The sequence below is a fragment of the Croceicoccus marinus genome (genome assembly GCF_001661675.2).
Classification (GTDB): domain Bacteria; phylum Pseudomonadota; class Alphaproteobacteria; order Sphingomonadales; family Sphingomonadaceae; genus Croceicoccus; species Croceicoccus marinus.
Genome location: NZ_CP019602.1, coordinates 630,449 through 645,308, shown reverse-complemented (window position 1 = coordinate 645,308; position 14,860 = coordinate 630,449). Strand labels below are relative to the sequence as shown.

General features: G+C 69.1%; 9 protein-coding genes. 7 read left to right on the top strand and 2 right to left on the bottom strand.

The genetic code is table 11. The annotated features are described in order from the left end of the window. The first annotated feature begins 231 nt into the window (after nt 1-231). Nucleotides 232-1,641 carry an adenosylhomocysteinase gene (gene ahcY / locus A9D14_RS03085; RefSeq protein WP_066842857.1) on the top strand — a complete coding sequence of 470 codons (1,410 nt, stop codon included), beginning with the start codon at nt 232-234 and terminating at the stop codon, nt 1,639-1,641. A gap of 59 nt (nt 1,642-1,700) precedes the next feature. On the opposite strand, the gene A9D14_RS03080 is transcribed toward ahcY, so the two are convergent. Next, nucleotides 1,701-2,870: a polysaccharide pyruvyl transferase family protein gene (locus A9D14_RS03080; protein ID WP_066842855.1), complete on the bottom strand. Its 1,170-nt coding sequence runs from the start codon at nt 2,868-2,870 to the stop codon at nt 1,701-1,703. 336 nt (nt 2,871-3,206) lie between these two features. Beyond that, entirely contained in the window at nt 3,207-3,407 is a 201-nt protein-coding gene (locus A9D14_RS03075) for a hypothetical protein (protein ID WP_066842853.1), read from the bottom strand. Nucleotides 3,408-3,682: 275 nt separating this feature from the next. On the opposite strand from A9D14_RS03075, the gene A9D14_RS03070 reads away from it, so the two are divergent. Genes A9D14_RS03070 through addA form a run of 6 tightly spaced genes read left to right on the top strand, consistent with a single transcriptional unit; the run spans nt 3,683 to nt 14,787 of the window. Then, nucleotides 3,683-6,007, top strand: coding sequence for a PAS domain-containing sensor histidine kinase (locus A9D14_RS03070; RefSeq protein WP_066842851.1), 2,325 nt, complete (start codon nt 3,683-3,685; stop codon nt 6,005-6,007). Nucleotides 6,008-6,016: 9 nt separating this feature from the next. Continuing rightward, the gene (gene tsaE, locus A9D14_RS03065) at nt 6,017-6,484 is read left to right on the top strand and encodes a tRNA (adenosine(37)-N6)-threonylcarbamoyltransferase complex ATPase subunit type 1 TsaE (RefSeq protein ID WP_066842849.1); all 468 of its coding nucleotides are present in this window, start codon (nt 6,017-6,019) and stop codon (nt 6,482-6,484) included. Beyond that, a complete protein-coding gene (locus A9D14_RS03060; RefSeq protein ID WP_066842847.1) occupies nt 6,481-7,509 on the top strand; it encodes an aminoglycoside phosphotransferase family protein in 1,029 nt (342 codons plus the stop codon). Before tsaE ends, A9D14_RS03060 begins: the two co-directional genes overlap by 4 nt. A gap of 5 nt (nt 7,510-7,514) precedes the next feature. Then, entirely contained in the window at nt 7,515-8,252 is a 738-nt protein-coding gene (locus tag A9D14_RS03055) for a nucleotidyltransferase family protein (RefSeq protein WP_066842845.1), read from the top strand. Nucleotides 8,253-8,254: 2 nt separating this feature from the next. Next, nucleotides 8,255-11,296 carry a double-strand break repair protein AddB gene (addB, locus tag A9D14_RS03050; RefSeq protein WP_066842843.1) on the top strand — a complete coding sequence of 1,014 codons (3,042 nt, stop codon included), beginning with the start codon at nt 8,255-8,257 and terminating at the stop codon, nt 11,294-11,296. Next, entirely contained in the window at nt 11,293-14,787 is a 3,495-nt protein-coding gene (gene addA, locus A9D14_RS03045) for a double-strand break repair helicase AddA (RefSeq protein ID WP_066842841.1), read from the top strand. Before addB ends, addA begins: the two co-directional genes overlap by 4 nt. Nucleotides 14,788-14,860: the final 73 nt, after the last annotated feature.

Below are 14,860 nucleotides of genomic sequence, written 5' to 3'. Positions count from 1 at the left end.
GGCCAGCCATTCGGCGCCTTTCCGCGAAAGAGGCCGGGGGTGGGGACCTCCGGCCTCTTGTCGTGCGAGCTGTTTGCTGTCCCTGCAAGAGGCAGCGGGCGCAGGCGATATAAAGAAAGCTTTATATTTGCCCTGGCGCGGCTGGGCCTGTAGAGCGGGCGCAGCAAAGGCGCGGCTTCGCGCCCGCCGACCCGTTTGAAGAACCCAAGCCGAATAGCAGGAGCACCCGCCGTGGCCAGTGTCGCTGAAAAGGATTATGTCATCGCCGATCTCTCGCTGGCCGAATATGGCCGGGACGAGATCGCCATCGCCGAAACCGAGATGCCAGGCCTGATGGCCCTGCGCGAGGAATATGGCGCGTCGCAGCCGCTGAAGGGCGCGCGCATCACCGGATCGCTGCACATGACGATCCAGACCGCCGTGCTGATCGAGACGCTGACCGCGCTGGGCGCAGAGGTTCGCTGGGCGACCTGCAACATCTATTCGACGCAGGACCACGCCGCCGCCGCCATTGCGGAGCAGGGCATTCCCGTGTTCGCGGTCAAGGGCGAGAGCCTGGCCGATTACTGGGACTATGTCGGCCGCATCTTCGACTGGGATGCGGGCAATGGTGAAACCTGCAACATGATCCTCGACGATGGCGGCGATGCCACCATGTTCGCGCTGTGGGGCGCGCGGATGGAAGCGGGCGAGACCATGCCCGATCCCGAGAACGCCGAAGAGATCGAGATGCAGCGCGCGCTGAAGGCGTTCATCGCGAAGAAGCCCGGCTATCTGACCGAGACGGTCAAGGCCATCAAGGGCGTGTCGGAAGAGACGACCACCGGCGTCCACCGCCTGTATCACATCGCCAAGGCGGGCAAGCTGCCCTTCCCCGCGATCAATGTGAACGACAGCGTGACGAAGTCGAAGTTCGACAATCTCTATGGCTGCAAGGAATCGCTGGTCGACGCGATCCGCCGCGCAACCGACGTGATGCTGGCCGGCAAGGTCGCGTGCGTCGCGGGCTTTGGCGACGTCGGCAAGGGCAGCGCGGATTCGCTGCGCAACGGCGGCGCGCGCGTGCTGGTGACCGAGATCGATCCGATCTGCGCGCTGCAGGCCGCGATGGAAGGCTATGAAGTCGTCACCATGGACGAGGCGGTGAAGCGCTGCGACATCTTCGTGACCGCCACCGGCAACGAAGGCGTGATCACCGGCGCGCACATGGAAGCCATGAAGAACATGGCGATCGTGTGCAACATCGGCCACTTCGATAGCGAGATCCAGATCAGCGCGCTCGACAATTACGAGTGGAAGGAAGTGAAGCCGGGCACCGACCTGGTCACTTTCCCGGACGGCAAGCAGATCATCGTGCTGGCCAAGGGCCGGCTGGTGAACCTGGGCTGCGCCACGGGCCACCCCAGCTTCGTCATGTCGTCCAGCTTCACCAACCAGACGCTGGCGCAGATCGAGCTGTTCACCAAGGCCGACCAGTACGACAACGCCGTCCACATCCTGCCCAAGCACCTGGACGAGAAGGTCGCCGCGCTGCACCTCGACAAGCTGGGCGTGAAGCTGACGACGCTGTCGAAGCGCCAGGCCGATTACATCGGCGTGCCGGTCGAAGGGCCGTTCAAGCCCGAACATTACCGCTATTGATCGGCGCGCGCCCGGTTGCCAGGCGGCAGCCGGGCGCGGCCATCAAGAATTGACAGGGTTCAGGCGGCGTCCAGCGCGCCCTGAAGGAAATCGCGCGAACTGCGGCGCAGCAGGTTCAGCCGCGCATGGACCGCATCGTAATCGATCGGCTGCGCCAGCAGGCGCCGCGCGGTCGCATCGTCCAGCTGCTTCACCATCCGCCCTTCCAGGCCCAGCGCGCCCAGCAGCGTATGGAACCGGTCGGCCCCGCGCTTGGGGTTGACGATGGTGATGAAATTGCGGCGGTTCAGGATGCAGAACACCGTGCCGTGGAAGCTGTCGGTCAGCACGCAGCCGGCATGTCGGAAATGCGCCATCCAGTCGGGCAGCGTATCGGCGTCGCCGGGCAGTTCGGGGTGGATCGCGCGGGCATGCGACAGGTCGGGCATGTTGTCCGCCAGCCGCCCGGCGATGCCCGGCTCGATCCTGTCGCGGTCCAGCACATATTCGAACACGAACTCGCCGTCCTTGCAGTCAAGGTCCGACGCTTCGGCGGCGACTTCCTCGTAGAACGCGGGGTCGACGGCCAGCGTCGGGTCCAGCACGACCTCGCAATCAGCGACGCCGAACGCCTCGGCGCAGATGTCGACGGCGGAATTCTCGCGTACCGAGACATGGGCGAAATCGTTCAGCAGCTCGCCCGCGGGCTTGGCGATGTCCTCATACTCCCACGTCGGCTTCCCGAACGAGGCGGCATAGGCGATGCGCGCGGTCACCTCGGGCTCGACGAAGTCGAGGAAATAGACCAGCGCCTGGTCGTCCTGGTGGTAATGCGGGCGCCATACCTGGTCGCTGCCCACCACCACAGCGTCCAGCTTGCGCCGCTTGACCGCGGCCGAAAGGTCGGTGCCGGTCAGAAGCGGGCGGGTGGCATTGGGAAGGAAGCGGCGCACGAAGGGCTTGTGCACGTTCATGTTGCGCACCGCCTCGCGCACATTGCCGATGTTCTGGCCGGGGATCGACGCCAGCAGCCGCTTGGTCAGCCGGTGCGGCAGCGACCTCTTGGGCTTCTTGTCGAGGAAGACGGGCTGGTGGCCCATATCCTCGATCATGCGATAGAGCGCGGCGGCCTGGATGATGCCGCCGTAATTGATATGCAGCGGCAGGGTCAGGATGCCGACCCGCATGGGGCGTGCCGCGCGGATCTTCTGTCGTCCGCGTACGGGCGTCTTTCTGCTCATCATGTTCATGCGGTTCCGCCTCGTGTGTAAGCGCCTGGGGCGCCGTGACAATCGATCAGTCGAACCCGCACGACATGGACGCGAAGCGGCCACGCGAAGGCGAGCTGCGGCGATGATACTGTCCCGCGGCGAGACAATTCAACAGAAAGCAAAATCCTAGCCGAATGCGCCAGGCAGACGCCGGCGGCTAATCCCGATTTCCAAGGGCTTCACCGGTCTTGCCGGGAACGATCTGGCATCAGGCCCAGATCAGGCCAGCGTTTCGCCTCGGGCGACCAGCGGGACGCTTGCCCGATCGCGGAGTCGCGGGTTCGGCAGCGGCTGGGCGCGGTCCGAACAGACCATCTACATATAGGCCCGCGCCTGCGAACGGCAGCGGGCAGCGCGCGCGCCGCGCAGCAGCGTCAGGCAGGCGGGCGCCATCAGGGCGAGGCCGATGGCCATGCCGGGCGCGGCTGGTGCGACCAGCCGATCGGCCCCGGCGGGGTCCGTCGAACGGCGGTTTGCGGGTGGCTTCCCGGTCGGCGGGCAGCAGCCACGATCCATCTCCCGTCGGCCTTCCTGTGTTGAACTGGACCAGCAAGATCAAGTGTCCGTAACCTTCCAGATAGTTGCATTGCGGATCGGCCGCAGCCGCGCTTCGAACCGCCAGCCTTCCGCGTGCCCCGCCCCGCCGCGCCGCCCTGCCGCGCCGCGCCGCGCCGCGCCGCCGCCCTGCCCCGACGCGCCGCCCTGCCGCCCTGCCCCGACGCGCCGCGCCGCCGCGCACGCGCTCCCTCAAGGCGATTGCCCTTGCGCCTTCTCTCGCCTAGCGCTGCTGCATGGATTCAAGCACCGCCGCAGAGGGGTTTACGCTGGGGCTGCCTGCCCTGCTGCTGATCGGGCTGCTGCTGGCGGCGTGGACCGCGGCGGCGGGCCTGGCGCTGGTCGTGTCGCGCCGCAAGCTGCGCCGCGCGCGCCGCGACCGCCGCGCCAATCTGCGCCTGTCGCGCATGATCGACGAATCGCCCGCCCTTCCCCTGCTGGTCCGCTCCAACGGCAGGATCGAGGCGTCGGAGCGGCTGGCGGCGTGGTTCGGCTGCTCGAGCCTGCCGCAGCATCTTCACGGGTTGGCTGGCCCCGAATCGGGCCTGCCGGTCGAGGAGGCCGAGGCGCTGTGGGACGCGGTTGAGAAGACCCGCTCGTCCGCCGCGCCGCTGCGCATGATGCTGCATCCCGGCGGCGCCAATCACGCGCTGTCGGTGATCGGGCATCTGGCCGACCCACAGGTCGCGGGCGGCGGCGCCGTCATGCTGTGGGTATCCGACGCCAGCGACAGCGCCGAGGAGATCGCCCGCCTGTCGGCCGAGGCCGAGCGGTCGCGCCACGATTTCCACGCGCTGGTCGGCCTGATCGAGGCGGCGCCCGTGCCGATGTGGTTCCGCGATACCGACGGGCGGCTGCGGCTGGTCAATTCGGCCTATGTCGCCGCGGTCGGCGCCGACAGCGCCGAGGATGTCGTGTCGGGCGGGATCGAGCTGGTCGAGACGGTCGGCGGCATGACCGCGACCGAAGTGGCCGAGCAGGCCAAGGCCTCGCAGCAGGCGGTCGAGCGGCAGGCCATGATCACCATCGACGGCGAGCGCCGCGCCTTTCGCGTGTCCGACCTGCCGGTGGGGAACGAAGGCGTCGCGGGCTATGCCGTCGATGTCGAGGACCTGCAGCTGCTGGAGCGCGAATATCGCGCGTTCCGCAACGCGCAGCGCGCATTGCTCGACCAGATGAGCAGCGGCGTCGCCCAGTTCGACCATGCCCGCCAGCTGGTCTTTACCAACCTGCCGATGCAGCGCATCTTCCGCCTGCCCCCCAATATCGGCCAGGAAGCGCTGCCCGTGGGCCGCATCTTCGACATGATGCGCAATGCCGGCCGCCTGCCCGAGGTGCGCGACTTTCCCGCCTGGCGCGCCGAGCGCGAGGGCTGGTTCACCGCCAACGACGTCAAGGACGAGGAATGGGTGCTGGCCGACGGCACCCATCTGCGCGTCGTCGCCCAGCCCATGCCCGACGGCGGGCTGGTCATGATCTTCGAGGACCGGACCGAGCAGCTGAAGCTGGCCAGCGCGCGCGACACGCTGCTGCGGACCCGCACCGCGACCTTCGACAATCTGTTCGAGGGGCTGGTGGTGCTGGCCCCTGACGGGCGGCTGCAGATCTGGAACCGCCGCTTCGCCGCCGAATGGAACCTGCGCGAGGAAGTGCTGGCGGGCCACCCGCATATCGACGCGCTGCTGGAAGGCATGGCCCCGCTGCTGCGCGACCGCGCCGACACCCGCCGCATCCGCCTGCTGGTCGAGGCGGCGACCCTGCAGCGCGAGCAGACCACCGGCAGGGTCACGCTGGCCGACGGGCGCACGCTGGCGCTGGCGGGCGTGCCGCTGCCCGACGGCAACGGCATGCTGACCAGCCTCGACATCACCGACGCGCAAAAGGCCGAGGCCGCGCTGATCGAGCGCAACGAGGCGCTGGTCGAGGCCGATGCGGTCAAGACCCGCTTCCTTGCCAACATGAGCTACGAGTTCCGCACCCCGCTCACCTCGATCACCGGCTTTGCCGAGATGCTGCGCGCCGGCGTGGCGGGCGAGATGACGGAGACGGGCCGCGAATATGTCACCGCGATCCTCGATTCCACCGCGCGCCTGTCGCAGCAGATCGAGGCGGTGCTCGACCTGACGCAGAGCGAGGCGGGGCTGATGCCGATGGCCGAGGAGGACGTCGAGCTGATGCCGCTGGTCACCGGGCTGGTGCAGGACCGCTCGCAGGCGATCGAGCAGGCGGACATCACCTTCAACCTGCGCGGCGACCGCACGTCCGGACTGGTCAGCGGGGACGAGCGGCAACTGGCCCGCGCGATCGGCAATCTGATCGACAATGCCATCGCCTCCTCGCCGCGCGGGGGGCGGATCAACATGGACCTGCGCCGCCGCCGCGACGGGGTGGCGATCACCATAACCCACGACAACGCGCAGGAAGGCGTGTCGGGCAGCGCCGACACCAGCGCGGGGCTGAACCTGCCGCTGGCGCGCGAGCTGATCGAGGCGCACAAGGGTTCGCTCGACCATGCGCAGGATGCGCGCGGGCGCGTGGTCGTGACCGTCGTGCTGCCCTGAGGCCCGGCGATGAGCAGCGAGACCCGCCATCCCTTGCCCGACCTTGCCGCGACGCAGGCGCTGGGCACGCGAATCGCGGGGCTGCTGCGCGCGGGCGATGTCGTCGCGCTGAGCGGCGGGCTGGGCGCGGGCAAGACCACTCTGGCCCGCGCGATCATCGCCGCGCTGGGGCATGCAGGCGAAGTGCCCAGCCCGACCTTCGCGATCATCCAGACATATGATCCGGCCCCCGATGGGTCCGGCGTGGCGCTGCCTTTGGTGCATGCCGATTTCTACCGGCTGGAGGATCCGGCAGAGGCGGAAGAGCTGGGCCTCGACGATTATCTGCAGGACGCCGCGCTGATCGCCGAGTGGCCGGAAATGGCGGGCGGCTTCGCGCATGACCCCGCCTGTCTCGCAATCCACATCGAAACATCGGGTGACTGCCGGATCGCCATTGCCCGCGCGGGGCACGATTGGCTAGAGCGCTGGGGATGAACACGCCCGCTTCCGCATCCCGTCCCTTCCCTCCCCATGCCCGCGCGTTCCTCGACGCGGCCGGCTGGGGCGACGGGGACATCCACGCGCTGCCGGGCGATGCCTCGTTCCGCCGCTATTTCCGCGTGGTGCGTTCGTCAGGAAGCGGGAAAGGCGAAAGCGCGATGCTGATGGACGCGCCCCCGCCGCACGAGGATCCGGGTCCGTTCCTGAAGGCCGCGCATTACCTGGCCGACCACGGCTTTCGCGCCCCCGCGATCCTGGCCGAGGACGCCGGGCAGGGCCTGGTCCTGCTGGAGGATTTCGGCCACCGCCGCATGCGCGACCACTTGGACCGGGCGGCGCAGGACGAGCATGACGTCTATGCCGCCGCGGTCGACGTGTTGGCCCGGCTGGCGGATGCGCCCGCCGGTCCTTTCGATCCCTACGACCTCAACACCTATCTGCGCGAGGCGAAGCTGTTCACCGAATGGTTCTGCGTCGCGCACGGGCTGGCGGTCGACGACGACGGGTTCGAGGCGGCGTGGCGCGAAGTGCTGGCGCCCGTGCTCGACACGCAGGCGAAGCTGCCCGGCGGAGGCGTCACCGTGCTGCGCGACTATCATGCCGAGAACGTGATGCTGCTGGACTCGGTCCACGAACAGGGCCTGCTGGATTTTCAGGACGCGCTGGTCGGGCATCCGGCCTACGACCTCGTCTCGCTGCTGCAGGATGCGCGCCGCGACGTCGCGCCCGAGCTTGAGGCCGCGATGCTGGACCATTACCGTGCGCGCACCGGCGCGGGTGAGGATTTCCTGTCGGATTACGCGATCCTGGGCGCGCAGCGGAACGCCAAGATCGTGGGCATTTTCGTGCGCCTGTCGCGCCGCGACGGCAAGCACCATTACCTCGGCCTGATCCCGCGCGTGTGGGATCTGCTCGAACGCGACCTTGCCCATCCCGCGCTGGAGCCCGTGGCGCGCTGGATGGACGCGAACATCCCCGGCGAACTGCGGGCCGCCAGCGGCGCGACGGGCGAGGCGTAAGGCTGATGGCCCTCACCTGCCCGCCGCTTGCCAGCGATGTCGCGATGGTCATGGCCGCGGGGCTGGGCAAGCGCATGCGCCCGCTCACCACCAGCCGGCCCAAGCCGATGGTCCGCGTGGCGGGCAAGCCGCTGCTCGACCATGCGCTCGACAAGATCGCCGATGCGGGGATCGCGCGCGCGGTCGTCAATGTGCATTACCTGCCCGATCATATCGAAGGGCACATGAAACTGCGCAGCGCCCCGCAGATCACCATCTCGGACGAGCGCGATCAATTGCTGGAAACCGGCGGCGGGCTGGTGCGCGCATGGCCGCTGATCGACGCGGACCCGTTCTTCTGCCTCAATTCCGATGCGATGTGGCTCGACGGGCCGGTCGACGTGTTCCACGAGCTTTCGGGCGCGTGGGATGCGGACAGGATGGACGCGCTGCTGCTGATGGTGCCGCACAAGCGCGCGCATAATTATTGCGGCAAGGGCGACTTCCACCTCGACCCTTATGGCCGGATCACGCGCCGCAAGTCGGGCCGGGTCGCGCCCTATGTGTTCACCGGCATCCAGCTGATCGCCAAATCGCTGCTGCGCGATCCGCCGGACGAGGCGAAATTCTCGACCAATGTGTTCTGGAACCGCGCGATCGAGGAAGGGCGGCTTTACGGCGTCGTGCACCAGGGCGACTGGATCGAGATCGGCGAACCCCAGCATATCGCGCCGGCCGAGGCCCTGTTCGCCGACGTGCTGTAAGCGTGGCCTCGCAGCAACTCTCGATCTACTCCATCGCTGCCCATCGCGGCTTTGCCGATGCGCTGGCGGCGGGTCTGGTGCCGCGTTACCACGAGGATGGCTATGGCCTCGCGCGGCTGACATTGCTTCTGCCCGGCCGCCGCGCGATCCGCACCATGACCGAGGCGTTCACCCGCCTGATGGGCGAGGATAGCAGGCCAGAGATATCGGGGGGCCTGCTGCTGCCGCGCATGGCGGTTATCGGCGATATCGAGCTGGACGAGACTTTGGGGCCGCTGCTCGATCCGATAGGGGAAGGCGCGGACATCCCGCCCGCCGCCGATCCCACGCGGCGCTGGCTGCGGCTGGCGCAATTGCTGAAACAGGCGATGGAGCGCGCGGGCATGCAGATCCCCGTCGCCTCGGCCCTGCTGCGGCAGGCGCGCGAGATCGGGCGCGCGATGGACCGGCTGCTGGTCGAAGGCATCGGGCCCGAGGAACTGCTGGGTGAACGCGTGCTCGACATCGTGGGCGAGCTGTCGGAGCACTGGAAGCAGAACCTGCATCTGTTCGCCACGGTGCAGGCGATGTGGCTGGCCGAATTGCAGCAGCGCGGCGAGACCGACGTGCCCGCGCGGCGCAATGCGCTGTTCGACCACGCGGCCCGCCGCTGGCGCGAGGACCCGCCGCCAATGCCGATCGTCGCGGCGGGCATCACCAGCGCCAGCCCCGCCATCGCCGGCCTGCTGCGCGCGATCGCCGGCCTGCCGAAAGGGGCGGTGGTGCTGCCCGACCTCGACCTCTCGCTGGAAGACGAGGTCTGGGATTCGCTGGGCCGCGCAGGCATCGGGGCCGAACCGGGCGACGCGCCGCTGGGGCCCAGCGACGCGGTGACGCATCCGCAATATCATCTGAAGCTGCTGCTGAACCGCATGGGTGTCGCGCGGGGCGAGGTGCGCCCCTGGCACCGCCGGGGCGCCTCCGCCGCGCCGCCCGAGCGTAGCCGCGCCTTGTCCAGCCTGTTCCTGCCGCCCAGGGAAAGCGCGAGCTGGGTCGATCTGCCGCCCGAACGCCGCCGCCTGTCGGGCGTGCGCCTGATGGAAACCGCAAGGCCGGAGCACGAGGCGCAGGCCATCGCCCTGCTGATCCGCGAGGCGCTGGAGGTGCCCGAACGCCGCGTCGCGCTGGTGACGCCGGATCGCGGGCTGGCGGGGCGCGTGATCGCGCATCTCAAGCGCTGGAACATCCAGGCCGACGATTCGGCGGGCCGCCCGATGCCGCACACCACGGCGGGCCGCATGGCGCTGCTGCTTGCGGAAATCCTGGCTGCCCGCGCCGCGCCGGTGCCGCTGGTCGCCGCGCTGTCGCATCCGCTGGCGGGCGGCACGGGGGACGCGCGCGCCGCATGGCTGCGCCGCCTGCGCCGGTTCGAAAAGCTGCTGCGCGGTCCGCGCATCGATGTCGGGCTGGAACCGATCCGCGCCATGCTGAAGAGCCATGCGAAGGAACGGGGCAGCACCACCCTGCTCGACTGGTGGGAAACGCAGGTCGAACCCATCGTCGAACCGCTGGTGGCGCTGGGCGAACACGAAACCGTCGACATGGCCGAGGCGCTCTCCGCCATCGCGGCGGCGGGCGAGGCGCTGTGCGAAACCCGCATCTGGGCCGAGGCGGACGGCCGCGCTCTCTCCGCCGCGATGGAGACATTGCGCGAAGGCGCCCGCGAGGTGCCGACCGCGCTCGCCCCCGCCGAGGTGCCGCTGGTGCTGCGCGATGCGATCGACACGATCTCGGTCCGGCCGCCCTATGGCGGGCACCCGCGCATCGCGATCTATGGCCTGATCGAGGCGCGGATGAGCCGCGCCGACCTCGTCATCTGCGGCGGATTGACCGAGAACAGCTGGCCCCAGCCCCCTGCCCGCGACCCGCTGGTCGCGCCCGCCGTGATGCGCGCGCTGGGCGTGCCGGGCGGCGATTTCCGCATCGGCCTGTCGGCGCACGACCTTGCCGCAGCGCTGGGCGCGCCCGAAGTGGTGCTGTCCTACGCGCGCAAGGACGCCAGCGGCCCCGCCATCGCCAGCCGCTTCGTGCTGCGCGTGCGCGCGATGCTGGGCGAATTGCTGGACCGGCACATGGAGACCGAGATCCCGGCGCTGGCCGAACAGCTGGATTTCGCGCAGCCCGCCGATCCGCACCCCCAGCCCGCGCCGGTGCCAAGCGCCGAACAGCGCAAGGTCGACATCAGCGCAACCGCCCTGGACCGGCTGCGATCCGACCCGTACCAGTTCTATGCCTCGCACATATTGCGGCTGAAGCGGCTGGAAAGCATCGACGAGGAGCCGACGCCCGCCTGGCGGGGCAGCGCGGTGCACGCGATCCTCGAGGACTGGTACTGGAAGCACGATGCCGCCCCCGGCGCGCTGATCCCGCTGGCCGAGGAGCGGCTGCGCGAACTCTCCGGCCATCCGTTCATGCGCGGGCTGTGGCAGCCGCGCCTGCTGGCCGCGCTCGAATGGCTGGATGCCGAAACGCAGGCCCTGCGCGCCGAGGGGCGCGAGATCGCGGCGGTCGAGGAAAAGGGCCGCATCACGGTAAAGGGCGTCGAGATCAGCGCCCGCGCCGACCGCATAGACCGGCTGCCGAATGGCGAGCTGGCCATCGTCGACTACAAGACGGGCCACCCGCCCCGCGCCTCCGAAGTCGCGGCGGGTTTCGCGCTGCAACTTGGCACGACGGGCGTGATCGCGGCGCATGAGGGCTTCGACCAGCTGCGCGGTGAGCCGACCCATTTCGAATACTGGTCGCTCGCCCGGAATCGCAAGTCGGGCGAGTTCGGCTATCGCGACGAACCCATCCTCGAAGGCCGCAAGAAAAGCGGCATCCCGCGCGAGGATTTCCTGGGCGAGAGCGAACACCTGCTCCACGACGCGCTCGACCGCTGGATCGTGGGCGAGGAGCCGTTCACCGCGCGGCTCAATCCCGATCTGCCGGGATACAACGATTACGACCAGCTGATGCGGCTGGACGAATGGCAGGGGCGCGGGCCTGAAGGGGGCGACCAGTGAGCGGTCCCGCCAAGGTCTATCCGCTCGCCGGCAGCCAGCGCGAGGCGGTGAACCCCGCCGATACCGTCTGGCTTTCGGCCAGCGCGGGCACCGGCAAGACGCAGGTGCTGTCCGCCCGCGTGCTGCGGCTGTTGCTGCAGGGCGACGTCGAACCGTCGCAGATATTATGCCTGACCTTTACCAAGGCGGGCGCGGCGGAAATGGCGAACCGGGTCAACGACGTGCTCGCCAGCTGGGTGCGCGCGGACGAGATTGCACTGGCCCGCGACCTGCAGGCGATCGGCGGTGAGTTCGGCCCCGACGACATCGCCCGCGCCCGCACGCGCTTTGCCGCCGTGCTCGACTGCCCCGGCGGCGGCCTTCGCATCGAGACGATCCACGCATTCTCGCAGTGGCTGCTGTCGGCCTTCCCGCTCGAGGCGGGGCTGGTGCCCGGCACCCGCCCGATGGAGGACCGCGACCGCGAACTGCTGCTGCGCGACACGCTGGCGGAATTGCTGATCGCGGCGGAGGAGCGGGGCGACACTTCGCTGACCGACGCGCTGGCCACCATGTCGCTGCGCGCCGATCAGGGCGCGATAGAACGCTTCCTGATGGCCTGCGCCGAAGCGCGCGCCGCATGGGAAGGGACCGGAAGCTGGAAGCCCCCGCTATTGCCGCGCGTCTATCGGCTGCTGGGGCTTAAGCCAGATCACGATCCGGCAACCGTTGCATCCTTATGCGAAGACGCAGCGTTCGACACGCAGTCGCTTCGGCGATGCCATGACGCCTTGCTGGCATGGGGCACGGCGACCGCGGGCAAGATGGCGGGTCCGATCGGAGCGTGGCTGGCGGGCGATGGGACAGCGCGACTGGCCGCCAGTACCGATCTCCGCAAGGCGCTCATGAACGACAAGGGCGAGCCCAAGTATCTGGCAAACCTGTCCAAGATCGATCCCGACTACGGTGAATACGCGTATCGGGCGATCACTTGCCTCGACAAGGTGGAGGAGGCGAAGAACCTCGGCGCGCTCGCCCAGTGGCTCGCCCCCGCGCTCACCCTTGGCCGGGCCTTCGCGCTGAAATGGGGCGAGGCCAAGGCGCGCGCCGGGCTGATCGATTTCGACGACCAGATCGCCGAGGCCGCAAGGCTGCTCAAACGCTCCGACATGTCGGCGTGGATCCGCTACAAGCTCGACCGGCAGTTCGACCACATCCTCGTCGACGAGGCGCAGGATACCAACAGCGCGCAATGGGACGTGATCGACGCGCTGACCGAGGAGTTCTTCACCGGCGAAGGCGCGCGCGGCGACCGCCTGCGCACCTTGTTCGTGGTGGGCGACTACAAGCAGGCGATCTTCCGCTTCCAGGGCACCAGCCCCGAGAATTTCCAGCGCGCCCGCGACCGGGTCAAGGCCCGCATGGCCGGCGCGATCGAGAACCTGTCCTTCACGCGCGGTGCGAAAGAGCAGCGCCCGTTCCGCGAATACGGCCTTGCCCGCAGCTATCGCACCGCGCAGCCCGTGCTCGACTTCGTCGATGCCGCGATTGCCGAAATCGGGCCGGAAGCGCTGGGCCTCGCCGACGATCCCGGCGTGCATCTGGGCGAAAAGCGCCCCGGACAGGTCGTGCTGTGGCGCACGGTGGGCGATCCCGGCGGCGAGGACGAGGACACCGACGAAGGAACCGAGGGCTGGCTCTCGCGCCCCGACCGCCGCGTGGCCGAGAATATCGCCGTCCAGATCCGCCACTGGATCGACGCGGGCTTCCCTCTGGTAAAGGGCGGCGAGAGGCTGGCCGGACCCGGCGACGTGATGGTCCTCGTCCGCAAGCGCAAGGAGCTGGCAGGGCTGATCGTCGCACGGCTGCATGCCAAGGGCGTGCCGGTCGCGGGCGTGGACCGGCTGCGGCTGGGCGCGCCGCTGGGCGTGCGCGACCTGATGGCGGCGATGCGCTTTGCCGCGCAGCCGGAGGACGATCTGTCGCTCGCCTGCCTGCTGGTCTCACCCATCTTCGGCTGGTCGCAGGAAGAGCTGCTGGAACATGGCTGGCGCGAAAAGGGTGTGCGGCTCTACGACCATCTGCGCGCCAGCACCGAAAGCCGCCCGCGTCAGGCGCTGGCCATGCTCAACGATCTTTTGCGGCTGGCCGATTACGACACGCCGCAGGCGCTGCTGCACTGGATGCTGGTCGGCCCTTGGCAGGCCCGCCGCAGACTGGCCGCGCGGCTGGGGGGCGAGGTCAACGACCCCATTGACGAGATGCTGAACGCCGCCATGGCCTTCAGCGCCAGCCAGACCCCCAGTCTTGCCGGTTTCATCCGCTGGTTCGAGGCGGGCGACGGCGAGCTGAAGCGCGAGGCGGACCAGCAGGGCGGGCTGGTGCGCGTGATGACGGTGCACGGGTCCAAGGGGCTGCAGGCGCCCATCGTGATCCTGGCCGATGCGGCGGACGATCCCGATTTGTCGCCCCCACGCACGCTGGAACTGACCGAACCGCTGCCCGATGCGCCGGGCTTCGCGCCGCGCACCCTGCCGCTGCCGTCGCTCAAAAAGGCGGAGAAGCTGGGCCCGATCGCCAAGGCAGAGGCAACCGCCGCAAAGGAAGAGCGCGAGGAGCACTGGCGGCTGCTCTATGTCGCGATGACGCGGGCGGAGGAAGCGCTGTTTCTGGCAGGCGCGCTGCGGGCCAAGAAGACCGAGCCCCCGGCGAACAGCTGGTATGCGCGGCTTGCTCCCCTGTTCGGGGAAGCCGGTGACTGGCTGGCCGATCCGATCTGGGGTGGCATGAAGCAATTGGGCCAGGGGGCGGAGCGTACGCCCGGCATGCCCGCGGGCGCAAGGCAGACCGGTTTCGCGCTGCTGCCCGGCTGGGCGCTGGCCCCGGCGGGTGCCGAGCCTGCGCCGCCCCGCCCGCTTGCGCCGTCGTCTTTGGGCGATCCGCACGAAGCCGCCGAGCCGCCGCATGCGCCGATGGGCGGGATCGGCGTCGATGCCGCGCGGCGCGGCGTGCTGATCCACCGGCTGCTGGAACGCCTGCCCGAACTGCCGCCCGAACGCCGCATCGACGCTGCGATGCGCTGGCTGGAACGGCAGGCGGCGGACCTTTCGGAAGAAACCCGCGCCGAAATGGCGCAGGCCGCGATCCGCGTGCTGATGGCCCCGGAATGCGCCGACCTGTTCGCGCCCGAAGCCCTGGCCGAAGTGTCGTTCTCCGCCACGGTCGGCGCGCGCGTGGTGGCTGGCACGGTCGACCGGCTGCACTTGGGCGACGCGGCGAAAGGCGACCCTATCCGCATCGTCGATTTCAAGACCGCGCGCCGCCCGCCTGACGATTTCGCCGCCATCCCGCCCGCCTATCTGCGCCAGATGGCTGCCTATGCCTGCGCGCTGGAGGCGATCCATCCGGGCCGAGAGGTCGAGGCGCTGCTGCTCTATACCCATGCGCCGCGCCTGTTCGCGATTCCCGCCGATGTGATGGCGCGTGAGAAGGCGGCGTTAAGGGGGGCCTAGAAACCATTGCCCCGCGCGCGGTTTGCGTCTGGCCGCCGCCGTCCTATCTATGGTGCCAAGACCTTTTGCAGAC

What these genes read in the sequence shown, in the direction of transcription:
- A9D14_RS03080 (WP_066842855.1), bottom strand. Translation starts at nt 2,870, where the DNA reads ATGAACATGATGAGCAGAAAGACGCCCGTACGCGGACGACAGAAGATC.
- A9D14_RS03055 (WP_066842845.1), top strand. Translation starts at nt 7,515, where the DNA reads ATGGCCCTCACCTGCCCGCCGCTTGCCAGCGATGTCGCGATGGTCATG.
- A9D14_RS03070 (WP_066842851.1), top strand. Translation starts at nt 3,683, where the DNA reads ATGGATTCAAGCACCGCCGCAGAGGGGTTTACGCTGGGGCTGCCTGCC.
- A9D14_RS03075 (WP_066842853.1), bottom strand. Translation starts at nt 3,407, where the DNA reads ATGGATCGTGGCTGCTGCCCGCCGACCGGGAAGCCACCCGCAAACCGC.
- A9D14_RS03060 (WP_066842847.1), top strand. Translation starts at nt 6,481, where the DNA reads ATGAACACGCCCGCTTCCGCATCCCGTCCCTTCCCTCCCCATGCCCGC.
- tsaE (WP_066842849.1), top strand. Translation starts at nt 6,017, where the DNA reads ATGAGCAGCGAGACCCGCCATCCCTTGCCCGACCTTGCCGCGACGCAG.